Genomic DNA, 22,501 nt, shown 5'->3' on the forward strand with positions numbered 1-22,501 from the left:
TTCAGGCGATCCCGCCGCGGTCAGATGCGGCTTCTTGTTCGGCGATCCAGGAGTGGATGACGCTCTCGCGCCAGACGCGCCGGCGCCCGAGCTTGAAGCTCTTCGGGCCTTTGCCCGCCCAGGCCCAGTACCGCCACGTGGCGGCCGGGATACCGGTCATGGCTTCACAGTCGGTGGCCTGGAGGTAGCGGTCGGTGGACATGGAAACTCCTTCATTGGAACGGGTTTGGGTCTTGGTGCGCACGCCATCGCGTGGTGCGCAGGTGGTGTCGCAGGGTGCGCACGCGCCGTCGCACGATGCGACGAAGGTGTCGCGGTGCGCACCATCGGCCTGTCGCACGGCGCGTACGGGGTGGGTGGGTTGTCGCATCAGTGCGCACCGCCTGTCGCACGCTGTCGCAGGCTGTCGCATGACCTGTCAACAGGCCGCAGGTGAGAGGGTTTGCCGGAGACGAGGGCGTCGAGGCGAGTGATGCGCAGAACCAGGTCAGGGATGTCCGGGAGGGTTTGCCGTGCTGCTGTCGCAACGTCGTCGGTGCTCAGGCTGCCGTCGCAGACGTAGAGGATCTCCGCGCATTCGTCTTGTCGCGCCTGTCGCACAACGAGATTCAGCCGTCGCGACAGCTGCGCACCGGTGACGCGCGCACTCGTGTCAACCTTTACCGCGACCGGGGTCATAGCGGCGCGTAGCAACATGCCGTCGTAGGGGTAGAGGCCCGGACCCGGCAGTTCGTGTCGCAGCACGCGGTCACTGACCCACTGATCTGTCGCACACGCACCGAGTGCGACACGCGTACGAGCGACCGCACGGCAATGCACAGCGGAATTCGATCGAGGCCGCCACTCTCCCGGTCGCCACCCCAGCACCCAGGTTGCCGCCGCGCGGGTGGGCACGATCCACGTCGGCTCTCCTCGCACCGAGGGAAGCCGTTCAGCGGCGTTGGCGTCAGCGAGTTGGCCTGCCAGCCGGTAGGTCTGGGCCACACCGACGCCGAGGAACTCGGCCAGGACATCGGTTTGCATGGCACGCATTTCGGTGAGCCCGACCAGCGCTTGAACGCCACGCGAGGTGAGACGTGAGTATCTGATCACGAGAAGTCCTTGAAGGAGGAGATACGGGATTGGGGGGCAGTGGTTTTCGCCGTGCGGTTGTCGAGGTAGCGGCCCCAGTCGGCGTCGAGGTCGCGTACGACCAGGGCCAGGTCGAGGCTTCGGATTTCGGGCGGGAGCCGCTCGGCGGCCGCATGCACGCCATCACTCACGCTGGCGGTGCGGCACAGGTACAGCAGGCCCGTCAGTTCCTCGGGCTCCATATCGCGGGCCGCACGGATCGCGCCCCGCAATGCCTGATCCATCGAGGCCGCTGATTTGCGCGTGAGTTCGACCTCCAGCGCCCACCACCCCTGCGTCCCCATGAGCCGCCCACGGAACAGGGCGTCATGAACGTGCACACGACCTGTCTCGAATTCGGCTCTCTTGGAGCGCGATTGGTGCGATACCCGCTGTGCGCGGTGCCAGAGCTCTCGTTCGGACACCCACGCCGGTAGGTCGGTGCCGACCAGCATCAGCCGGGCCTGCGCGACCGCCCGATGATGTTCCACGCGCCCGAGGGTGGGCCGCCAGTTCTGCACCGGCCAGCCCAGGAACCGGGACGCGGTGGCCGCGGTCGCGACCACCCACTTCTCCCCCGCCTGCACCTGTTCCAGTGGTCGAACGAGATTGTCGGCCCGCAGCTGCCGCACCAGAACGTAGGTGTGGTTCACACCTTGCCCCAGGAACTGTCCGAGCAGGTCGATTTGCATTCCGCCGTGCTGGGACAGCAGCGTCAACGCGGCGGCCTTGCGCAGGTCTGACCGCGGTTCGGTTCCGCCACGCAGCCGCTGCACGGTCGAGCGTGGCAGCCCGACACGGCGTCCGATCTCGGCATCGGGGTGGCCGGCCGAACGCAAGGCCGCGATTTCACCGAGCACGGTCTCGACCTGGCGGGCGGTGATACCGAGCCGTTTGGCGATCTGCCGGTAGTCCTCGCCCAGCTCACGCAGGTTGCGAATCATGGTGTCGCGCTCGGCGCCCGACAGATGCTTGTAGCGGCCGCCCGGGCCGTCGTTGTTCCGATTCATGAGGTATTCCTTTCGATCGATTACTGAAAGATGCTGCGCTCCAGCACAAGTCACGCAGGGCTGGGCGCAACAGGGCACTCACGGGGGCACATTTCGCACATGGGGGGCACACGCACAGGCAGGGCGTGCGCCCCCTTCGTGCGGGGCGCGTGTCCTACCGCGACATCCGCCGATCCACCATTCGGCGGTCACGCTGCACGGGTCGTGCGTGCTGATCGCGCTCCTTGATGGGCGCGGTGTCCCCGATCCAGCTCATGAGGGAGCGGAGCCGCTCATCGATCGCGGCTGTCTTTTCCTGCTGCGACAACCTCGCCCGGGAACCGACCGCCGGGTCAGGTGATTCATTTGACTCACCTGCAGAACCGACCACACGGTCACGTGGTTCGATTCGATCCACCTGCCGCACCACTCCCAGATCAGGTGAGCGATTCTGCTCACCCACAGAACCGACCACCGAGTCACGTGTTCCAACCGGAACACCTGCCGTGGTCACCAGTCGCAGCCGGTCACGCTCGCCGACCTCCACGGTGCGGGACTGCTCCGCCGGCGCGAACAGCTCCTCGACCGTGTAGCCCGGCAGCATCTCCTCCAGAACCCGGCAATGATCAGGGAACGGAAGGCTTTTGATTTCACCGGACAGCCAGCGATAGAACTGAGCCTTGAGTGGACCACGCCCGACCAAATCAGGATCGACCCGTTTGGCCGCCTTGTCGTACTCACGCAGGAACGTGCAGTGGGTCTGCCAATGCCGTTTCCTCAGAAGCGCTTTCAACTCCGTGCCCGGACCCACTCGACGCGTCCGACCCGACGCGTCCGTATCGGTGCGGTCTTCGTTGTGGTTCATCGCGACCGCCGCCGATCCACCGCCGGACGCGCCGGCGCCTGCACCGAACGGCCGGGAACGCCGTCGTGGTGAATGTCGCGCTCCTTGAGCGGAGCACTCGACTCGGCCATCTCGAGCATCAACCGCAACCGATCCGCCCGAGCCGCATCCCATTCCCGATCAGCCGTTACCCCCGGACGCGGCGCCGCGGACTCCGACAACGATTCCTTGGTGCGGGGGGTGTCGAAATACGGTTCGTCTGCGGTGAACGGGTCGAGTTGTTTCCAGATGTTCGACCGCAGCTGCGCCGGTGTCGGTGCGGTGTAACCGATCTGCTCGGCAGTGATCTGGCGACCCGCTTTCAGCGACAACGCCGTCAGCATCACATCGAGGGTCCGCGGCTTCGGATCATGCAACCCGTCCCGATACCCGACGATATTGGTGTGCTTCAGATGCACCGGCCGTCCGCCGTCACTCTCGCTCACCGCACGCATGCGATGCGCCAGGCCCGTGGGGGTGATCCTGAGCGACGCCATCAACAGCGACAGATGCTCGTTCGGAACCACCTCCCTCCGTTGTGGTTTCGGCTGAGCATCAACCTCCGCGCCGCGCCGGTCGTCCGGCCCCGACAGCGGCTGCGCGGGGACCGGAAACCGAATGACATTCGAGAACGGCCCGACCCGCTTCCCGTTGATCCTCATCGAACCCACCGCCGTTCCCGACGAGCGCGCACACACGGCGCAGGAATCGGTATCACCGCTGATAGCACCCGGTTCGACACCAGGGCGCAGCGTTCTACACTGGACATGCTTCAGTGGCCTTTCAGAACCTGAAGTGAAAGCCGAAGCAGCGGACACTGCTTCGGTACCGACTCCCCGTCAGCTCCAACTGATGGGGAGTCTCAACTTGACCAGGCTTCCTAGCTTGCCTAGCCAAGTTCACTGTAGCGCATCAACCCGCTCAAAGTTGCAAATCGAACTAGGTTGGCTAGGCAAGTTGTGTGGCCTGCATATATCGTGTGGTCCATGGACACACTCGACCCCGATGACCCCCGCCCGCCGTACCTTCAGGTGGCGAACATACTGCGTGCGGCCATCCTGACTCGGAAGCTAAACCCCGGCGACAAACTGCCATCGGGGCCTCATCTGGCCGAGCGGTACGGCGTTGCCCGGATGACCGTGCAGCAGGCAATTCGTGTGCTTCGCGATGAGGGGCTGGTCGTCTCACGACAGGGCAGTGGCGTCTATGTCCGGGAACGCACTGAACGACCGGTAGGACTTCGTCCTCACATCGAGCGTGCGTTCGAAGAGGCCGATGTCACAATAGATTTCGCAGGGTTCTCCGGTGAGACGCTGCACGGCGCTATCGCCGAACCGATCGATAAGATCCGGCATGGACGGCTGCGACCCGAATCACTGACCGTCCGCCTGCTCGTACCTGACGCCTCGATCCCCTGGTCGCTTCCGTCGAAGGTTGAGGACTTGAGTGATAGCCCTGCCTTCAGGAGTCGCGCGACCCGCATCATGGAGCGACACGCTCTAGCGATTGTGGATGCCGTCAACGAGCTTGCTGAACTTGATCTCGTGGCAAGCGCGTCAGCACAAGTCCGGACCTATCCTGCTGTCCCACTGTTCAAGCTCTACGTGCTGAACGGGTCGCGCGCGTTCTTCGGCTACTACCCAGTCCGTGAGCACAAGCTTCAGCTCGACGGCGAATCCACTGCGATCTGGGATCTCATGGGCAAGGACGCCACCCTGTTCGAGTTCGGCAAGGACGCAGAGCATCCAGACAACAAGGACAGTCAGTTCGCCGAAGAGTCTCAGATGTGGTTCAACAGCATCTGGACAACGGTCGCGCGGGACTACGAGCGGTGACCGGGGCCGCGGACATCTTCCAACAGGCGCACACTCTTCTGCTCGACTTCGATGGACCGATCTGCGCCGTGTTCTCGGGAATCACTAACCGTGAAGCGGCACAACGACTATTGATCAATCTCGATCACAGCATCCCTGACGATGTACTGGCGACACACGACCCCTTCGATGTTCTTCAGTTCGCAGCGACACTGGGACCAGACCAGGCCAACGCCACCGATCTACAGTTTCGACAGATCGAGGTCGAAGCAGTCCAGTCCGCCCGCCCGACCGCCGGTTCCGAAGAGCTGATACGCAGTTCGGCACAGAGCGGCCGGCGCGTGGCGATCGTCAGCAATAACTCATCGGCAGCCGTCCGTCAGTACTTGACCCAGCATGAGCTCATCGACTGCGTCCAAGGGGTGTTCGGGCGCGAGAGCGGCGACGTGTCACGACTGAAGCCTCAACCGCACCTGCTTCTTGATGCCCTTAGCGCCCTTCAGTCGAAACCGAAAGATAGCGTCTTCGTGGGCGACTCAGCCTCTGACGTCATAGCTGCCCGTGCCGCGGACGTACCCTGCATAGCTTTTGCGAACCGGCCGGCCAAGGCCGCAGTTCTTGCCGCCCAGGCCCCTGCCGCCATCATCACGCAGCTGTCCGAACTGCTCTCGGCAGCGTGATTTCTGCCCGGACAGTGCTCGGAGAGTGCCCGGACAGTGCCCGGACCAAAGATTCTCCCAAGTTTCGAGTCCTCTTGTCCTCCACCACACCCCCTGAGCTGCGCCTTCGGCGCAGGACTCTGGTCTGGTCTGGCCGAGACTATATCCGCCTTCGGAGGACATAGTCTCGGCCAGACCAGACCAGAGTCAAAAGATAGGTACGGGGGTGTGGTGGAGGACAAGGGTTTTGGGAGGTCAGGTGGTGAAGGAAGGACCACAAAGGAGAGGACCACAAGGGGGCGCGTGGCGTGCGGATGTTGCGTTGGCATGTGAGTTGCGTTGAGAGAGGACCACAACCGGAAGGGTTGCGAGCCCATGCGGCGGCACGTGCAGGGTTCGTCCGCGGAAGGACCACAACGAAGGGATCACCTCTTACGCGGGGGAGATGGTCGACGTGGAGCACGACCGAGGAATCCCCAGCCGAGAGTTGAGGCGTACACATCAATCTCTGTTGACGTGTACGCCTCAAGTCGGAGGCTGCTCGTGCCGTTCAGCGGAATTGATGCGTAGTCATCAACTCGCAGCTACACGCCGATCATTTCCTCCAGATCTTTCCAGTCAAGGCCTGATACCTATTAATTTCGCGGCGCCGATCGGATTCCGACAGATCTCTCAGCCTCCACGAAAAGCCCTGTTGCGTAGCACGTTCAAAGCACTCGATCATCGTTGCCTCGAAATACTTTGGAGCCTTTCCGGCATAACCAGATTGCATCTCCATAAATTGCTGCAATGACGTGGCTAGCGACTCGCCGTCGGAACCGGAGAATCGCCAGTCCACTAGAAGCTCTATGAAATCGATAGCGCGCTCTTCCACCTCCCCTTCAAGAATCAAGAGCTCGCGCCAGCTAATAATCCCAGGGGGAAGCGAACAGCCCCCGAGGGGAGCAACCATAGGCATTGCGATCTCAAGGATCTTTAGTTGAGTCATTGGGTTGATGACCATGCCGCCGTCGGGCGCCAACACAAGTGGGATAAACTTAGTGTTCTCGTCAATGCTCACCCTACCGTCCGGCCAGCCCTTTTCCCTAAACTGCTCGACGGTCGATATCAATTGACTGAACTTCTTTTTGTACTTCTCCCGAAAATCCTTTTCAAGAACCGAGATGTCAGCGGTACCCTCAGCCAGTCCTTGCAAGAGGTTTCGCATATTAGCATCGATCAAGAGGGCGAAGTTTTCATGATAGTATCCCCAATCGCAAATTTCATCTTCCTCTTTAGCATTGGGGATACTCCACGCAGTCCGAAAGTCTGGATCCGCAAGTACAATCCCGCCCGCACGGGGCGAATTCGACCTAGAGATCCTTTGAAGAACCTCACCCACCCGATATTCGAATAGGTGACGCATTGCTCCAGCGAAGTGATCGGCCGTCCTCTTTTTCTCAGGGATCTTACTCAGAATCCAGTTCGCTTGAAGATACGGATGATCTCCAAAAAACCGCTCTAGCATATACTGAAGGCGGAGCATAATTATCGAGCCATCATCCAATATAAGAAATGGTCGCTGCTGGAGTACATAGCGTGACCATGGGTTGATTGCATCACCGTCTTCGCCTCGCAGTAGCTCCGCTCTCAGATTACCTAGGGTCGAGGTGCAGTTTTCCAGGAAGAATAATTTGACTTCTTCCGGAACCTTGGCTTCTTCGAATATCGTGGGAGAAACGCTCGAATCTCCGCTATTGGTCTCAAAATTGCGATAGATCAGCATTCCAAGCGCAAAGAAGTCATCAATGCTGATCCCAGTGGCTTCCTTGAACATGTCTGCAGGACCATCACCGATGTCCACCAAGAGTCCGGGGTCAGTGGTTGGAGCCCATCTGCGGTACCAGATATCGCCCGCGTCCGCACACAAGGTGGCAATTGTCGCGGCGTGGGTTCCCGAAGTTTCGGCGATCGCGAACAGGGTGAATTCATCCCTGAGCTCTGGCCACGCACCCGATTCACTCACCGCATCAGAGTCCACCTGTTCATTGATTCCAAGAACACACTTAATAAAGTCCAGCGACCCGAGGTCTCCACCACCCACCGGATCGGCGTACATCACAATTTCCTTGACGCATTGCACCATTGAAAATGGAGCGAGGGCATAATGCCCTACCGCAAGGCGCCTTCTTATTTCAGCACCCTCCTGCCCCGGCGCTCCAGCCGCCCACTTCCGTTCGAAGGCTTGCCAGCCGTTAGTCAACATTGAATAATCGAGATGAGCGAGTATTCTTGAGACCAGCCCAAGAGTGCGCTTCAGGTTACAGCTTGACCAGACTTCCCTACGGTCAGCCAGCCTAAAGCTGCGCCCAAATATTTCGGACGCCACAATGAGGTTCGGTTCCGGTGGAATTACGCCACTCATCTTTCCTACTGCTCCAATCTCGTCATGGTACTGCGCACCCGACCAAAAACTGCGAGACACATAGACCTGGCTTGATGCTTGGCATCTCGTGCAATTAGTACCTGATAACTGCATGTCGTACTAACCGATCCGGCCACTTTTACCAAAGACAGTCCACAGACCACCTGGAGCCGTGCAGCATCTCCAGAACGCCGCGCATGGGCCCGAACCGCCGACATCCGCCGCAGTCACCGCCAAACGAACCGCCGCACGGGTTCGCCGCTTGCACGAAGAACATCGCGACCGGACTTCACGAGCCTGGGAGCCAACGTTGTAGTCGGAGGCTCTCCCTCACCGGCCAGACATCCGCTGGCTCAGCTCTGACAGACCGACTTTATGACGCTGACTTTGTAGCCGGTGTTCTTGGCCATCGCATCGAAGTCAGCTTCGGCGATGGACGCGCCAGAACCGACCGAGTACCTGCTCGGAGAGCTATCGAGGTTTCCCTTCGAATCCATCCCGTACCCCTGGGCAATGGCGGCGCAGGTACCACTAGGGAAGACCAGGCGCGCTTTGCAGTCGCCGCCAGCCGTATGACCGCCCCCCGAGCCGGTATCCACCCAGCGTGCCGGATATGCGTTGTTACAATTCGCAACGGCCGCATCGATGGCTTCTTGTCTGCTCGGATAGTTCGTGACCGTATTGAACCCGTATGTACCTTCCGCGATAGCTCCCCATCGAATGTCTGCGTGTGCGACACCCGCCCCGAGAAGACTGGTCACAGCCGCCGCGGAAATAGACAGGACAGCACCACTGAAGCGTGAGTTCACGCTTCCCCCTTACATTTGTCGGATTCGCCTCATCGAGCTCGCGCTAGTAACTATCACCGCCGACGTAGCCCGGTCAACCGATTGACCGATACGCAAACCTATTCAGCCTGAGCCGGATTCGGCACCAGGGGTTGGCGGGCGCCGCGACATGAGCGCTGAACTGGCGTTCAACATGGATCGGAGAGAGGAGCAAGGAGAATATATGAAATGGACTGTCTTCGCATTGCCGGTTATAGAGGTGGCCATGACTGCGTGCAGCAGCAATAGCTCAAGCCCCGTCGCAGCGTCGTCGCCTGTGGCCGCGCCGGCGCCGCACGGCGGAGGATCAACCGGCCGTTCGGTTCTAGGCGCTGGGGACGTCCGCTCATGCCGAGTTGAGTATGATTCGGGCAGCGCTATTCGAGTGGCGAAAGGCCGTCAGGATCCTCCCGGCCCGGCGAAGCCGCCGATCGGCCATGTCGAGCCGCTCAGCGTGACAAAGAGGTCGACCCATCCAGCCTCTTGTACGTGTAGACCGAACGGACCAGCTGTCTCCCGTCGGTCGACTGACCGCTTGGCGGAGAACGTAGCTTGCGGGAAGTTATCGAAGATGAATTGCGTAGCCGTCGGTGTCGACGGATCGACCGCGGCGCCCGGTGGCGGGGCGGACTCTTCCGTGGGTCCGGCCACTCCCGACCCGTGAACTATCTCCCCTGTTGCGTCGAGGACGCCGACGATGTCCAGCCAGCCTGCGGGAAATGTGTGTTTGACACCGTCGTCGGATTGGCCGTCCTTCGCCCGCGTCGCGGTGAATGTCACCCCGGGAAGTGTGTCGAATTTGAAGGTCGAACTGGAAACGCCGGTTCTAGACTTGTCGAATACCGGTGGTGGGTCAACGATATCGCCCGCCAGGAACCCGTCGATTATCCCGGGCGGGGGAGTCACAGTCGAACAGGGTACGTCGCGGCCGCCGCGACGTAGAGTCAGAAGCAATTCCTCGGCGATTGTCCGCACGGATGCGTAGATGGGCGTTGGTATCGGTTCACCCGCTGCGTTATCACCGCCGAATCGCGTAAAACCGGTGCTGTTCGAGTGAACCAGCGCATAGGTATTCTCGTTCAATCGATCGATATGAGCCCCGCCATCCTTGTTCGCCAGAGCCAGAACAAGGTCCTTCCTACTGAATTCGGCACCGTTGGCGTCGAGTAGAACAGGTCCATGCCACCAGTCGTCGAAGCTCACATATCGAGTCGAGACCGACTGTTCGATCTGGTCGGACATTCTTGCAACGAAAATGATCCCATCGCTTCCGATACCGATGGCCGTCAGTCCGGGACTGCGGCCGACAATGTTCGGATCGCGATCGATAACAGGAGCGCTGTCAGCCCATGTGAGACTTTTCTTGATCCCAAGCTGCGCAAGCAGGCTATGGCTGTTGTTGGTGTCGTGGACCAACACTCTAATGGCGACGGCGATGCGCTTCGATTCGGGTAGTTCACCTCCGTCAAATGCGGTGGCCGAGCTGACAAGGAAACGTAGCTGTTCAGACAGGTCGTATTCGAGATCGCGATCGCGAGGGTGAGTACTCACCACACAATGATGGCACGTAGGCAGGACGGCGATCCGAAGGACCGACGCCGAGGGCGCAATTTTCGGTCATTTCGGTCAAATTGTTCGCAGTGGTGTAGGAAGTGCCTGTTGGCACCAGAAAGGTCGACCGCAGCTGGCAGAAGAGTGGACTGAAAACATCCGCTTCTGCCGCATACCGCGCTGTTCAGTGTGGCCAGAGCAGCGCAGCATGCCCATCGGTTCATCACCGAGATGGGCCGCCGCCGTCCGCAGTTCGTCCGCAGCACTGCCGTGGGCTGCCCATCCCAGCCAACGGAGTCATCAGGTAAGAGCGCTGGTCAGCTTGCAGAGCAAACGAGATCACCCGCTACCAGAAACAGACAATACGGATCAAGGTCTCGTTCGCATCGAGAAGGTCAGGGGTTCGATTCCCCTTAGCTCCACCAAACGGCAGAGCCGCAGGTTAATAACCTGCGGCTCTGTTGTTTTCGTGGCAGCACGCGAACCGTTCGAGGCGGTCATGGGCGTGTGTTCCACAAGGCGCTGACCGGCAGGGCGCGGAATTTCGGTCCGAACGGGAGGGTTTCGGTGCCGGTGTAGAGGACGTATCCGGCGAGGAGGTCGTCGCCCAGTCGTTCGGCGAGGTGGCGGAGACCGCGGAAGTCTTCGCCCTTGACCGTGGCGGCGGCTTTCACCTCGATGGCGATCACCTCGCGTCGGTTGTTCTCGAGAATGATGTCGACCTCGACGTTGTCGCGGGTGCGGTAGTGGAACATGCGGGCCTCCTGGTCGGACCAGGTGAGCTGACGAGCGAGTTCGGCGGCCACGAAGCCTTCCAGAAGTGACCCGAGCGGACCGTTCACCGCGCGCAGTGCGCGTGGGTCGGCACCGCACAAATAGGTGGCGATTCCGGAATCGACCATGAACACCTTGGAGGTTGCGACGGCCCGGGTGGTCAGGTTTCGTGACCAAGCGGGGATTCGCTTGATCAGGAAAACCTCTTCCAGGAGGCGGAGATAGCGGGCAACTGTGTCTTTGGGCAGGCCGAGTTCATTGCCGAGGGCGCCGGGTACCAGGAGTTGACCGGATCTGGCCGCGACGAGGTTGGTCAGGGCGAACATCTCTGCGGAGCGTTCGATCTCGGACAGTTGCATGACGTCTCGGTTGATCAGATCGGCGACGTAGGAAGAGAAGAATCGAGAGCGTCGTTTGCCTTCTCGTGCAACGGCTTCCGGGAAGCCGCCGCGTGCGATCCGTTCGATGTAGTCATTGCGATTCTCGGTACCGTCATGGCGTAGCTGTGGTCCGCGCTCGAAGGCGCAATCGATGAATCTATCGGGGGTGCCGTCGATTTCGCCCTGGGAGAGTGGCCAGAGTTCGATCGTCTCCATGCGTCCGGGAAGGGCGTCCGGAACGCTGCGGAGCGCCATGACATGAGCCGAACCGGTTAGCAAGAACCGGCCGGGTCGTCCATCGGCGTCGACGGTCTCCTTGATCGCCAACAGCAGTTCCGGCACTCGCTGGACCTCGTCGATGATCAAGAGGGAATCGTCGAGGACGAACTGCGTCGGGTCGTAGCCGGCTGCCTGTCGAGTCTCCGGCTTGTCGAGGCTCCGCCAGGTCGCGCCGATCTCCCTCCCTATCCGGGCAACCAGCGTGCTCTTTCCGCATTGACGAGCGCCGTTAACCAGCACCACGCGAGTGTCTGCAAGCGCCTCGTGCACTGCTGAGTGGGCATGGCGGGGAAGGATTCGACCAATAGGCGATGACGAGAAGGACGAGGTCACCGCGGTAGTGTCGCACATATCGTGCGCGTTCCGCCGCATATTGTGCGCGCGATCTGCCGCAAGATGTATGCGCGTTCTGCCGCTACGGTCGTGCGCTTCTTGCCGACGCTGGAGCAGCTGCTTTGCCGGAGCACTGTTGATGAGTCGGCGGCTTGATCCGCAGATGATTCGTTGCGGTCGGCCACGCGGAGCGGTCCCGATCATCGGGCACCGCCGACCGAGCCAGGCCGGGTACCGACCGCCCTGATCGCGATGTCCGGCCCGTCTACCAGCACCGCCCGGTTCGCATGCTGGTCCGTCAGGTCCACTCACCAAGGATCCCCAGGTCGACGACGTGGGGATCCTTGCTTTTGTCCCCCGATTCAGGCCACGACGTTAGGTCCGGGGCCTTTATGTGCTGCCTGGTTCTCCCACCTGGTGAAGACATACCAGTCACTCTTGACGTCGAGATTGGATCTGGCCAAGGGTGCCGATCTCTCGCGAATCCTCCTGCGACGCAATGGGAAGCGAGGTGACGCGCCCAGAGCGGGAGTATTCGGGCATGTCCGAGCAACCAGGAACGCATGTTCGAATGTACGGCTAATTTTGCTGGGTGCCGTCCATTCGTCACGAGATTCCGTTGCAGTTGTTGCGTCATCGCCCTGAGGTCGCACCGCAGATCGCCCGGGCGGTGTTGAGGTTGCCGGTGCCGGACCTACCGTGCTGGCGGCCAGGGCCGGAAACAGTGACCTTGTTGTCTCCGGGTGAGCTGCATCTGGATGTCGTGCTGGTCGGCGCGAAGGCCGAGAAACCGGAGTTCGCGATCGTTCATGAGGTCCAGAACTCCTGTGGGGCTTCCGAACTCGAACGGATCGCGTTGAGTTGGCCCGCCTATGTCACTCATGCGCGGCAGCGGCTGGGCTGCCCGGTCGTGCTGCTGGCGTTCTGTCCGGACGAGGCCACCGCCCGCCGGGTCGCAGCCCGGTCGTGACCGGTCATCCCGAGTTCGTCTTCCGGCCGCGGACCTACTGGCCGGGCATGCTGCCGGCCGTCACGACGGTCGCCGAGGCCGATCAGTGGCCAGAGTTGGCGTTGCTGTCGGCTCCCGGGCATCTGGGCGATGACGAACGGCCCAAAGTGCTTGCGATGGCACTGGAGGCAATGCAGCACCTCCAGCCGGACTGGCGTGTCCACTACCATGACCACATCAGCCGATGTGTACCGGCCCGGTACCGGAAGGAGTGGGAGGAGCTCGTGGCTATCGCGATCGAGAACTACCACTGGGAAAGCGACTTTGCGCGAGAACACCAGGCTATCGGCCGGGCTGAGGGGCGGGCGGAGGCGTTGGCGGGGTCTGTGCTGCGGATTCTGCATCGCCGTGGGCTCGACGTCGACGAGGCGGTTCGGGAGCGGGTCAACGGCTGTTCGGATCTCGCGCAGCTGACGCGGTGGTTGGACTCGGCTTTGGTGGTGGAGTCAGCTGCGCAGATATTTGAGCCTGGCGTGATCACAGACGGAGAACCGGAGTAGGACGGGGCGTCAGGTCCGCCGAATAAGAGTTGGAGTCCGCCGAACCGCGGCCGCCACGCTCTGCCGGACCCCCTGAAATCCGGGTCTCCGATTTCACTGTGAAGCACAGGCGCTTGACAAATAGTTCTCGGTCATGAGCCCGGACCCAGCAGGTCCCAGCGGTTTCCGGCGATGTCGAGAAAGACGGCGACCTGACCGTAGGGTTCACTGCGCGGTGCGGTTACGAATTGCACTCCGCCGTCGAGCATCCGGCGATACGCACCCTCGAAGTCGCTGACCCTGAGAAAGAATCCGACCCGCCCGGCGACCTGGTCACCGATGGCATTGTGCTGCCGGTCCCCGTCCGCCCGGGCGAGCAGGATTCCGGTGGCGGCACGGGGTGGGCGAACGACGACCCAGCGTTTGGGGCGGCCGTCGTTCGTGAGCGAGGGCGAGTCCTCGATCAGGTCGAAACCCAGTGTCCCGACGAAGAACTCGATGGCGGAGTCGTACTCGTCGACGATGATCGTGATCAGTTCCAGATGCACTCGGTGAGCGTAGGGCGAGCACGATCCGGACTGTCCGCGCCTGCCGACGTTCACATACTCGAAACCGTCTCGTTCACAGGCGGTTGAGGACTTCGGCGGCGGCGCGGAGGCCGGTCTGGACATTCCGCAACGGCCTGGTCACCCGCGAGCAGATGTACACCTACCTCGAAACCCGCCCCAGCACCTCACCCCTCGCCAGCCTCAGACTCCTCGGCGTATCCCCGAAAGTCGTTGCCTCCCTGCTCAAATACCGCTGGCGAACCCGCACACTCCTGCGCCACTGACCAGTCTGGCACAGACCGCCCCATGATTGCCCGGGGCTTCCGTACCGTCATCGTTCCTCGACTGTGGCACAGTCGATTCCAGGCCGACAGGTACTGCCCCGACCGAAGATCCGGCCCCGATGACGCCGCGCGCGATGCCGAGCAGCCACGCCGACCCGACCGCGGCTGCCCCGGCCAGCGCGACCCCCAGCGCCCAGAACTGCGCTGATACCACCGTCCGCGGCGCCATCCGATCCACCAGCGGCACCAGCAACGCGAGCCCCAGCATGTACCCCACCGGCCCGCTCGCCAACGCTCCCCCGACCTCGGTGAGCGATGCTCCGAACGATCCGGCCACGTCCGCGATGGCGGGCTGTAGCGGATGAATACTGGGGGTCCCGAGCGCGGCTGCGACGGCCATGAACCACACGGCGCTCGCAGTCTCGTAATCCGGTCAACGGCAATCAGTTCCGCTTCCATGATCCCGACGCTACGAACGCCCGTGCGGCTGGCAAGAATCAGACATCACCGTGAGCACCGGATGGCTGACATCAGATGGTGGATCGGCCGTCGGCGGGCTGTATCGCCGAGACAGTCATGTGGTCCATACCGGGCACATTGGACTCCGGTAGCCGTCTCGCGCTGTTCGGTCGGCGGTTCGAATCCCGGTCTCCTCCGTTTGTCCGCTGGACACAACGCCCTCGGCGAAGTTGGTCGGCACGCGACAGTGTGTCGCCGGTCACGTTCTTCCTACGGTTATGGCGCTCGGCACAAGACCGCCGTGCGCGGCGGCCACACAGGTCGATCGCGCCCCGCGTGTCCCATCGAAACAGGAGCTCGCCCATGGGATTCACCAAACCGGATCTACCCGATGTCGATCCGGACCTCTTCCTGCAGAAACCGCTGATGGAACGGATGCGCGTCCTCGCGCTCGACTGGGCCGAGAACGGCTTCGGCTCACCGAAGATGGTGCACGCCATCTATATTCTCAAGCTCGCCGTCCTCTACGCGATCGGCGGCATCACGGTGGCGACACTGACCTCCGGGCTGCCCGCGTTCTGGCACGTGACGGAGTGGTGGAATCAGCCGATCGTCTATCAGAAGGCCATTCTGTGGACGGTATTGCTCGAGAGCATCGGCGTCGCCGGATCCTGGGGTCCACTGGCCGGCAAGGTCAAGCCGATGACCGGCGGGATCCTGTTCTGGGCCAGGCCCGGCACCATCCGCTTGCGGCCGTGGAAGTGGATGCCGTTCACCGGCGGCAATCGGCGCACCTGGTTCGACGTCACGCTCTATGTCGCGCTGTTGGCGTCCTTGGCCATCGCCCTGTTTTCGCCTGGCGTACACAATGATTCGCTGTCGGCGGTCCTGCCCGGCAACGCTTCCGGGCTGGTGAGCCCGGCTCTGCTCATCGCACCGATCGTGCTGCTGATCCTGAACGGCCTGCGGGACAAGACGGTCTTCCTCGGCGCACGCGGCGAGCAGTATCTGCCCGCGTTGGTGTTCTTCGCCGCGCTGCCGTTCGTGGACATGATCATCGCGTTGAAGATGCTGATCGTGGTGGTGTGGGTCGGCGCGGGGTTCTCCAAGTTCGGCAAGCACTTCTCCAATGTGGTTCCGCCGATGGTCAGCAACAGCCCCTCGATGCCGTCGAAGGCGATCAAGCGCGCCCATTACCGAAACTTCCCCCGGGACCTGCGGCCGTCTCGGACGGCGCACGTGATGGCCCACGTCGGCGGGACGACGGTCGAGATCATCGCGCCGCTGGTGCTGCTGCTGTCGACCAATGTGTACCTGACGGTGGCCGCGGCGGCAGTCATGGTGATCTTCCACCTCTTCATCGCCTCGACGTTCCCATTGGCGGTTCCGCTGGAGTGGAACATCCTGTTCGCCTACGCCACGGTGTTCCTGTTCCTCGGGCTTCCGAACTGGGACGGATACGCCGTCCCGGACATGTCCTCGCCGTTGCTCACCGTGATCATCGCGGCCGGACTGCTGTTCTATCCGGTACTGGGCAACCTGCGCCCGGACAAGGTGTCGTTCCTGCCGTCCATGCGGCAGTACGCGGGCAACTGGGCCTCGGCCGTGTGGACGTTCACGCCGGGCGCGGAGGCGAAGCTGAATCGGGTCACCCGAACGGCGTCGAACCAGATCGACCAGTTCATCGAATTCGGTTATGAGCCCCAGTGGGCCGAGATCACGCTGCAGAAGACGACCGCGTGGCGAACCATGCACAGCCAGGGCCGCGGCCTGTTCTCGGTGCTGTTGAAGAACCTGCCCGACATCGACTCCCGGTCCGTGCGCGAGGGCGAGTTCACCTGCAACTCGCTGATCGGGTTCAACTTCGGCGACGGACACCTGCACAACGAGGACCTGATCCGGGCGGTGCAGGACGAGGCGCGCTTCGAGCCGGGCGAGCTCGTCATCGCCTGGGTCGAGTCGGAAGCGTTCGGCAGCGGGATCCAGCACTACAAGCTCATCGATGCCGCGCTCGGGGTCATCGAACGCGGCACCTGGCAAGTCGCCGATGCCGTCGCCGAGCAGCCGTGGTTGCCCAACGGGCCCATCCCGACCCAGGTGACCTGGTCACTGCCCGCAACCGACCGGGCCACTGCCGTGCCAAACGAAGCCGGACGATGAAACGATCGTCGAAAATCCTTGCGATGCTGGGCATTCTGCTGATCGCGATGGCCTCGGTAGTGCGGTTCACCCGCATCCCGTACGCATCGAAACTGCCGAAGGACACCGGATCGACCGCTCACTACCGCGGCGAAGCCAGCCGGCGGGTGCGGACGATGGAGTTGCCGAACCGCGATCTGGCCGGCGCTTCGCGCTGACGCACAACCAAGGATAGCGCCGAACCACACTTCGCGAGCGGTTCGGCGCATCGGTCGATCAGCGGGACAGCAGACTGACGGCTCTCGCAGGTGTCGCCGGCCGTCCGCTCGGGCGACACTGCCGAATATCGAGCTGCCATAGATCGATACGAGCTTCGAGCTGCGATCCGTACCGTGAACTGTAGGGCGGGCGACCGGGTGCGCCATTGTCCCGAGTAGACGAAAACGCCTGCGGGAGTTGTGCTGTGGGGCACGGCGCGAAGGCCATTACCGCGTCGCTGAACGCAGCACGGCCGACCCGTACCAGTGGCACACCAACAGCGCCAGCTCCACATCGAGCCGGTCGTCCCCGATCGGCCGGCCGCGGCGGGCGACCGCGCGGGCGACGCGATATTTGACCGAGTTGAAATGCAGATCCACTTCCGCGGCGGCGGCCTTGTAGCTGGATCCGGTTCGCAGGAACACCCGCAGGGTGTCGCGCAGGCGCGCGTCGTTCTCATTGTCGCCGGCCAGGTCGCCGAGCACCTCGCTCACCCAGGCCCGGGTTTCGGCCAGATCGGCGCTCAACAGGGCAGCGGTGACCAGACCGGGATCGCTCGCCGCGACAACGGCCGCGGTGGGCAGGCCGCGAGCCAGCGCTACAGTCCGGGCGCGCTGGGCGCTGCGGTGCGCGTACCGGAATCCTTCGAGGCCCTGGCCAGGACCACCGATGGCGATATCCGGTCCGCTCTGGCGGGCGACCGCGAATTTCCGGATCTCGGCGACCGGGTCGCCGGGATCGGACCGATACGGTAACCACGCCCACGCGCTGACCTGATCGGCGGCGACGACCAGAGGATTCGACGCGGCTCCGACAGCGTCGGCCAGTTCGCGGATCCAGCGTTGCAGCCGCGGAATAGCATCGCCGTCGGTCTCGGAATCGGAGTACCACAGCACCAACGCGACGTGATGCCAGCGCAGCGGATACCGGATGGCCTCGGTCACCGCGTCGACGTCGATACTGGTGCGGCCCTCGAGCACCTCGCGGACCCGAACGGCGCGAATGCTGTTCTGATTCTCGAGCCAGCGGGCGCGCTCGTCGTCGTAGATGGCCACGACCTGCTCGGTGATCCGGTCGATGTAATCGAAGAGGATCTCGGTGATCTGCTCGACGACGGTGATGCGGTCATTGGCCGGAATCGCCAGGGTATGCAGTTCCGCGAAGACCAGTTCGGTCATCCGGCGCTGCCCGAGACGATAGGCGCGAATCAGCGCTGTGGCTGGAACCCCTTGTTGCGCAAGACGTCTTGCGTACTCGACAGCGGCGGGCGGGGCCTGGATACCCGCGACCGGCAGGCTGTAGCGCAAAGCGTTCAGAATGGTCGCGACATTGGATTCGACGCTCGCGCCGAGAAGTTCGCCGGTGCGCGGATCGCCGCGCAGTTCGGCGATATCACCTTCCAGGAATGCGCGGATGGCCGTACTGACATCGGTGACCCGGTCGTTCATCCGGGCGGCTATCGCCGCGACGAAGCGCGCCGCGTCGACGTCGTCGTGACGCATGTTCGTCACACCTCCACCCTAGACCGGCGCCCATTTTCCGGGTCCCGATTCCCGATCTTCTTGTTCCCCGGAGACAAAAGCCCGGAATGACTTCATCACCGCGTGACAGCGCCCCGGAGACATCGGCCCTCGTACCGTGGTCCGCGTCACTGCGCCTGATTTCGAAGGCTTGGATCACTTCACCGCTGGCTAGGACTGCTGATGAACTTCCCCGAACTACCGGACGCACGCGCCTTCGAGAATCCGCGGGCGCTCGCGATCACCGACGACACCGCGAAGCTGGACAACGCGGCGTTCCTCGACGCGGTCCTGCGCGCGGCGAGCACACTGCGCGCGGACGGCGTCCGTGCCGGCGACGTGGTCGCGGTCATGCTGCCCAACACCGCCGATCTGATCGTGTGCCTGTTCGCCGCCTGGCGGCTCGGCGCGGCCGTCACACCGATCAACCCCGCCCTGGTGCCCGCCGAGATCGCCTATCAGCTCGCCGACGCCAACGCGGTCGTCCTGGTCGCCGCGGAACCGATCGAGGATCTACCGGTGCGGACCATTCCGGTGCGGCACCTGGCTGTCGCCGAACTCGGCTCTTCGGACGAGAGCGCGGCATTCGACGATCACACACTGGCGCTGTTGATCTACACCAGCGGAACCACGGGCCGCCCCAAAGGCGTAATGCTCGACCACGCGAACCTGAACGCCATGTGCCACATGGTGATCGAGGCACTCTCGCTCGGGCCCGCCGATCGCAGCCTGCTGATCCTCCCGTTGTTCCATGTCAACGGAATCGTGGTGTCGGTACTCTCCCCGCTGCTCGCGGGCGGGAGCACCACCGTCGCGGGCCGCTTCCGCGCAGACGAATTCTTCTCCCGCCTCGAGACCAGCCGGGCGACCTATTTCTCGGCGGTGCCGACGATCTACACAATGCTGTCGGACCTGCCACCCGAGGTGCGTCCGGACACCTCGGCGGTGCGGTTCGGGATCTGCGGCGCTGCCCCGGCCAGTGTGGAACTGCTGGAGAAATTCGAAACCCGTTACGGCATAACGATTGTCGAGGGCTACGGACTGTCCGAAGGCACCTGCGCCAGCACACTGAACCCGCCGACCGGCCTGCGCAAGCCGGGTACGGTCGGGCTGCCCCTGCCCGGACAGCGCATTCGCATCGCCGCCGACGACGGCACTCCCGCCGCCGAGGGCGAGACCGGTGAGGTGCTCGTGTCCGGACCCAATGTCATGCGCGGCTATCTGAACAAGCCCGAGGAGACCGAGAAGACCCTGATCGGCGGCTGGCTGCGCACCGGAGACATCGGCCGCCTGGACTCCGACGGCTATCTCGTCCTGATCGACCGCGCCAAGGACATGATCATTCGCGGTGGGGAGAACATCTATCCCAAGGAGATCGAAACCGCCGCCCATCGACTGCCCGACATCGCCGAGGCCGCTGCCGTGGGCCGCCCCGATCAGGTGTACGGCGAACAACCGGTGCTGTTCGTCTCGCTCAACTCCGGCCGCGAGCTCGCGAGCGCGGACATCGAGCGACATCTGCAGAAGTCGCTGGCGAAATACAAACTCCCCGCGGCCGTCACGGTGCTCGACACGCTGCCGAAGAACGCCGTCGGCAAGATCGACAAGCCCGCGCTGCGCCGCCTTGCCGCCCGAACCCCACTGACCGCATGAGCACCGCGACCATAGTCGGCAGCGGGCCCAACGGCTTGGCCGCCGCCGTCGAATTGGCCCGGGCCGGTGTGCAGGTGACCGTCCTCGAGGCCGCGAACGAGATCGGTGGCGGTACCCGCACCAGCGAGGCCGTCGTCCCCGGATTGCTGCACGACCACTGCGCGGCCACACATCCGATGGCGGTCGGTTCGCCCTTTCTGGCCGGGCTCGGCTTGGAGGAGTACGGGCTGTCCTGGCGCACAACGGAAATCGACTGTGTGCATCCGCTCGATGACGGCAGTGCCGGTGTACTGCGCCGGTCGGTCGAGCAGACCGCGGCCGAGCTCGGCGGCGACGCGACGCTGTGGCGGTTACTGTTCGAGCGGCCATCGGCCCGCTACGACGCACTGGCCCAGGACATCATGGGTCCGCTGCTGAGGTTCCCCCACCATCCATTGACGCTGGCGCGCTTCGGTATTCCGACCGTGCTGCCGGCCTCGGCCCTGGCGCGGGCCTTCCGCGGCGATCAGGCCCGAGCCCTGTTCGGAGGCGTCGCAGCCCATGCTTTCCGGCCGCTGCACTACCCCATGACCTCCGCGATCGGACTGGGCATCCTCACAGCCGGACACCGCTACGGCTGGCCCGTCGCTGCGGGCGGTTCGCAATCGATCGCCAACGCCCTGGCGGCCTTGCTCGCCGACCTCGGCGGCACGATCGAGACCGGAATCCGCGTCGACACCGCGGCTCAGCTGCCGCCCGCCGACGTCACGCTCTTCGATCTCGCGCCCGAGGCGGTCGCCGGTATCCTCGGTGACCGTCTCCCGTCACGAATCGCCCGCGCCCTGCGCCGGTTCCGGCGCGGACCCGGGGCCTTCAAAATCGACTTCGCCGTGCAGGGCGGCGTGCCGTGGACCAATCCGGATGCGCGACGCGCCGGAACCGTGCATCTGGCCGGAACGTACGCCGAACTTGCCGCCAGCGAACGCGAGATCCACGCCGGACGGCTGCCGGAACGGCCGTTCGTACTGGTCGGGCAGCAATACCTGGCCGATCCGCAGCGATCGGTCGGCGACATCCATCCGGTGTGGACCTACGCCCATGTACCCAACGGATACACCGGCGATGCGACGGCGGCGATCACCGCTCAGATCGAACGCTTCGCACCTGGATTCAGCGAGCGCGTCATCGGCCGGACCGTCCGCGCAACCACCGCGATGGCCGCATACAACCCCAACTACGTCGGCGGCGACATCATGACCGGATCCAAGGACATTCGCCAGCTGGTATTCGGCCCCCGGATCACCTTGTCGCCGTACACGATCGGCGTGCCCGGCATGTACATCTGCTCGGCGGCCACCCCACCGGGACCCGGCGCCCACGGAATGTGTGGCGCCCACGCCGCGGGCGCGGCACTGCGGTACCTCCAGCAACGACGCCGGATTACCCACCACCGCACTATCTGACGAATAGGTGATCACCATTCGGGTTCACGTCGTGGCAGCGAGACTCCGCTCGACGAACCGCTGGCAGGCCTCGATCGCCGCGGCGAGATCGAAGGCGTCGGGCGCGATGAGGTGCTGGGCGGCCACGCCGCGGGCCATCCCGGTCAGCGCGACCGCGGTCGAGACCGGATCGATGTCGCCGGTGACGGTGCCATTGGCCTGGCCGGCCCGGAGCAGTTCCTCGACGCCGCGGCGGAATCGCTCGTCGTCGGTCGCGAAGACCGGGCGCAGCGGGGCCTCGGAAGGGATCGCGGCGCCCCACATCACGAAGAACGCGCGCCCCGTCCGCGGATACCGGATCATGGCCTCGAGGTAGCCCCGGATCAGCCGCGACAGGACCTCGACGACATCACCGGGATCCCCGGCCGGGACAGCGCTGTCGTTCTCCTGGATGAAGCGCGCCTGAATGCGCTGTGCCAGTTGGTCGACCAGCGCGGCCTTGCTGCCGAAATGGTGATTGGCCAGGCCGCGGCTGTACCCGGCGACCTGCCCCAGCTCGGCCAGCGAGGTCTGGTCCACACCGCGCTGGGCGAACAGCTCCTCGGCGGCGTCCAGCAGCGCCTGCCCGGCCTGCGCGGAGCGCTCCTGCTGGGTCCGGCGCGGAGGCGGGGCCGCGGCACCCCCGGGGACCGTTTCCGTCCGCGCCACTGACCTATCCGTGCGACCCG

21 protein-coding genes and 1 tRNA gene are annotated in these 22,501 nt (G+C 63.5%); 9 read left to right on the forward strand and 13 right to left on the reverse strand.

The window, feature by feature from the left end; translation table 11 throughout:
* Position 1: 1 nt before the first annotated feature.
* From ON33_RS24715 to ON33_RS24735, 5 genes are all read right to left on the reverse strand, one after another.
* Positions 2–202, reverse strand: coding sequence for a helix-turn-helix transcriptional regulator (locus tag ON33_RS24715; RefSeq protein ID WP_040861523.1), 201 nt, complete (start codon positions 200–202; stop codon positions 2–4).
* Positions 203–369: 167 nt separating this feature from the next.
* On the reverse strand, positions 370–1,023 hold the full coding sequence (locus tag ON33_RS41585; protein WP_157184708.1) for a hypothetical protein: 654 nt from the start codon (positions 1,021–1,023) through the stop codon (positions 370–372).
* Positions 1,024–1,088: 65 nt separating this feature from the next.
* Positions 1,089–2,120, reverse strand: a complete 1,032-nt coding sequence (locus ON33_RS24725) for a helix-turn-helix domain-containing protein (protein ID WP_040861462.1) — start codon at positions 2,118–2,120, stop codon at positions 1,089–1,091.
* Positions 2,121–2,274: 154 nt separating this feature from the next.
* A complete protein-coding gene (locus tag ON33_RS24730; protein ID WP_157184709.1) occupies positions 2,275–2,964 on the reverse strand; it encodes a hypothetical protein in 690 nt (229 codons plus the stop codon).
* Positions 2,961–3,800, reverse strand: a complete 840-nt coding sequence (locus tag ON33_RS24735) for a hypothetical protein (protein WP_157184710.1) — start codon at positions 3,798–3,800, stop codon at positions 2,961–2,963. The genes ON33_RS24730 and ON33_RS24735 overlap by 4 nt, the downstream gene beginning before the upstream one ends.
* 168 nt (positions 3,801–3,968) lie before the next feature.
* Here ON33_RS24735 and ON33_RS24740 point away from each other — a divergent pair, with 168 nt between their 5' ends.
* Together ON33_RS24740 and ON33_RS24745 are read left to right on the forward strand one after the other, a co-directional pair.
* Positions 3,969–4,817, forward strand: a complete 849-nt coding sequence (locus ON33_RS24740) for a GntR family transcriptional regulator (protein ID WP_051152761.1) — start codon at positions 3,969–3,971, stop codon at positions 4,815–4,817.
* On the forward strand, positions 4,814–5,476 hold the full coding sequence (locus tag ON33_RS24745; RefSeq protein WP_040861465.1) for an HAD family hydrolase: 663 nt from the start codon (positions 4,814–4,816) through the stop codon (positions 5,474–5,476). The genes ON33_RS24740 and ON33_RS24745 overlap by 4 nt, the downstream gene beginning before the upstream one ends.
* 574 nt (positions 5,477–6,050) lie before the next feature.
* On the opposite strand, the gene ON33_RS41590 is transcribed toward ON33_RS24745, so the two are convergent.
* From ON33_RS41590 to ON33_RS41595, 3 genes are all read right to left on the reverse strand, one after another.
* A complete protein-coding gene (locus tag ON33_RS41590) occupies positions 6,051–7,859 on the reverse strand; it encodes a hypothetical protein (protein ID WP_157184711.1) in 1,809 nt (602 codons plus the stop codon).
* 353 nt (positions 7,860–8,212) lie between these two features.
* The gene (locus tag ON33_RS39965; protein WP_083869267.1) at positions 8,213–8,668 is read right to left on the reverse strand and encodes a DUF4189 domain-containing protein; all 456 of its coding nucleotides are present in this window, start codon (positions 8,666–8,668) and stop codon (positions 8,213–8,215) included.
* A gap of 417 nt (positions 8,669–9,085) precedes the next feature.
* On the reverse strand, positions 9,086–10,237 hold the full coding sequence (locus ON33_RS41595; protein ID WP_157184712.1) for a hypothetical protein: 1,152 nt from the start codon (positions 10,235–10,237) through the stop codon (positions 9,086–9,088).
* Positions 10,238–10,530: 293 nt separating this feature from the next.
* Between ON33_RS41595 and ON33_RS41600 the strand changes: the two genes are divergently transcribed.
* Positions 10,531–10,662, forward strand: a tRNA-Ser gene (locus ON33_RS41600).
* A 72-nt stretch (positions 10,663–10,734) separates the two neighbouring features.
* On the opposite strand, the gene ON33_RS24755 is transcribed toward ON33_RS41600, so the two are convergent.
* Positions 10,735–12,003 (reverse strand): ATP-binding protein, encoded by a 1,269-nt coding sequence (locus ON33_RS24755; protein ID WP_245550696.1) that lies wholly within the window; start codon positions 12,001–12,003, stop codon positions 10,735–10,737.
* A gap of 724 nt (positions 12,004–12,727) precedes the next feature.
* On the opposite strand from ON33_RS24755, the gene ON33_RS24760 reads away from it, so the two are divergent.
* Positions 12,728–12,973 carry a hypothetical protein gene (locus tag ON33_RS24760; protein ID WP_040861467.1) on the forward strand — a complete coding sequence of 82 codons (246 nt, stop codon included), beginning with the start codon at positions 12,728–12,730 and terminating at the stop codon, positions 12,971–12,973.
* Positions 12,970–13,512: a hypothetical protein gene (locus ON33_RS24765; RefSeq protein WP_040861468.1), complete on the forward strand. Its 543-nt coding sequence runs from the start codon at positions 12,970–12,972 to the stop codon at positions 13,510–13,512. The genes ON33_RS24760 and ON33_RS24765 overlap by 4 nt, the downstream gene beginning before the upstream one ends.
* 131 nt (positions 13,513–13,643) lie before the next feature.
* On the opposite strand, the gene ON33_RS24770 is transcribed toward ON33_RS24765, so the two are convergent.
* Complete coding sequence (locus ON33_RS24770; protein ID WP_040861469.1) at positions 13,644–14,039, reverse strand: VOC family protein; 396 nt, start codon at positions 14,037–14,039, stop codon at positions 13,644–13,646.
* Between the two features lie 243 nt (positions 14,040–14,282).
* A complete protein-coding gene (locus ON33_RS24775; RefSeq protein ID WP_157184713.1) occupies positions 14,283–14,723 on the reverse strand; it encodes an MFS transporter in 441 nt (146 codons plus the stop codon).
* Between the two features lie 422 nt (positions 14,724–15,145).
* Between ON33_RS24775 and ON33_RS24780 the strand changes: the two genes are divergently transcribed.
* Positions 15,146–16,942 carry a DUF3556 domain-containing protein gene (locus ON33_RS24780; protein WP_051152750.1) on the forward strand — a complete coding sequence of 599 codons (1,797 nt, stop codon included), beginning with the start codon at positions 15,146–15,148 and terminating at the stop codon, positions 16,940–16,942.
* Positions 16,943–16,965: 23 nt separating this feature from the next.
* Positions 16,966–17,139 carry a hypothetical protein gene (locus ON33_RS41605; protein WP_157184714.1) on the forward strand — a complete coding sequence of 58 codons (174 nt, stop codon included), beginning with the start codon at positions 16,966–16,968 and terminating at the stop codon, positions 17,137–17,139.
* A gap of 267 nt (positions 17,140–17,406) precedes the next feature.
* On the opposite strand, the gene ON33_RS24785 is transcribed toward ON33_RS41605, so the two are convergent.
* A complete protein-coding gene (locus ON33_RS24785; RefSeq protein ID WP_040861527.1) occupies positions 17,407–18,681 on the reverse strand; it encodes a PucR family transcriptional regulator in 1,275 nt (424 codons plus the stop codon).
* 201 nt (positions 18,682–18,882) lie between these two features.
* On the opposite strand from ON33_RS24785, the gene ON33_RS24790 reads away from it, so the two are divergent.
* Complete coding sequence (locus ON33_RS24790) at positions 18,883–20,352, forward strand: class I adenylate-forming enzyme family protein (RefSeq protein ID WP_040861470.1); 1,470 nt, start codon at positions 18,883–18,885, stop codon at positions 20,350–20,352.
* Positions 20,349–21,794 carry a phytoene desaturase family protein gene (locus ON33_RS24795; RefSeq protein ID WP_040861471.1) on the forward strand — a complete coding sequence of 482 codons (1,446 nt, stop codon included), beginning with the start codon at positions 20,349–20,351 and terminating at the stop codon, positions 21,792–21,794. Before ON33_RS24790 ends, ON33_RS24795 begins: the two co-directional genes overlap by 4 nt.
* Positions 21,795–21,818: 24 nt before the next feature.
* Here ON33_RS24795 and ON33_RS24800 read toward each other — a convergent pair whose 3' ends face one another.
* Positions 21,819–22,481 (reverse strand): TetR/AcrR family transcriptional regulator, encoded by a 663-nt coding sequence (locus ON33_RS24800; protein WP_040861472.1) that lies wholly within the window; start codon positions 22,479–22,481, stop codon positions 21,819–21,821.
* Positions 22,482–22,501 lie beyond the last annotated feature (20 nt).

Origin of the sequence: Nocardia niigatensis NBRC 100131 (assembly GCF_000308655.1) — a bacterium.
Lineage (GTDB): Bacteria > Actinomycetota > Actinomycetes > Mycobacteriales > Mycobacteriaceae > Nocardia > Nocardia niigatensis.

Bases quoted from the DNA above. Each gene is read 5' to 3' on its own strand.
- ON33_RS24715 (WP_040861523.1), bottom strand. From the start codon at position 202: ATGTCCACCGACCGCTACCTCCAGGCCACCGACTGTGAAGCCATGACC.
- ON33_RS41585 (WP_157184708.1), bottom strand. From the start codon at position 1,023: ATGCAAACCGATGTCCTGGCCGAGTTCCTCGGCGTCGGTGTGGCCCAG.
- ON33_RS24725 (WP_040861462.1), bottom strand. From the start codon at position 2,120: ATGAATCGGAACAACGACGGCCCGGGCGGCCGCTACAAGCATCTGTCG.
- ON33_RS24730 (WP_157184709.1), bottom strand. From the start codon at position 2,964: ATGAACCACAACGAAGACCGCACCGATACGGACGCGTCGGGTCGGACG.
- ON33_RS24740 (WP_051152761.1), top strand. From the start codon at position 3,969: ATGGACACACTCGACCCCGATGACCCCCGCCCGCCGTACCTTCAGGTG.
- ON33_RS41590 (WP_157184711.1), bottom strand. From the start codon at position 7,859: ATGAGTGGCGTAATTCCACCGGAACCGAACCTCATTGTGGCGTCCGAA.
- ON33_RS24775 (WP_157184713.1), bottom strand. From the start codon at position 14,723: ATGGCCGTCGCAGCCGCGCTCGGGACCCCCAGTATTCATCCGCTACAG.
- ON33_RS24780 (WP_051152750.1), top strand. From the start codon at position 15,146: ATGGGATTCACCAAACCGGATCTACCCGATGTCGATCCGGACCTCTTC.
- ON33_RS41605 (WP_157184714.1), top strand. From the start codon at position 16,966: ATGCTGGGCATTCTGCTGATCGCGATGGCCTCGGTAGTGCGGTTCACC.
- ON33_RS24785 (WP_040861527.1), bottom strand. From the start codon at position 18,681: ATGCGTCACGACGACGTCGACGCGGCGCGCTTCGTCGCGGCGATAGCC.
- ON33_RS24790 (WP_040861470.1), top strand. From the start codon at position 18,883: ATGAACTTCCCCGAACTACCGGACGCACGCGCCTTCGAGAATCCGCGG.
- ON33_RS24795 (WP_040861471.1), top strand. From the start codon at position 20,349: ATGAGCACCGCGACCATAGTCGGCAGCGGGCCCAACGGCTTGGCCGCC.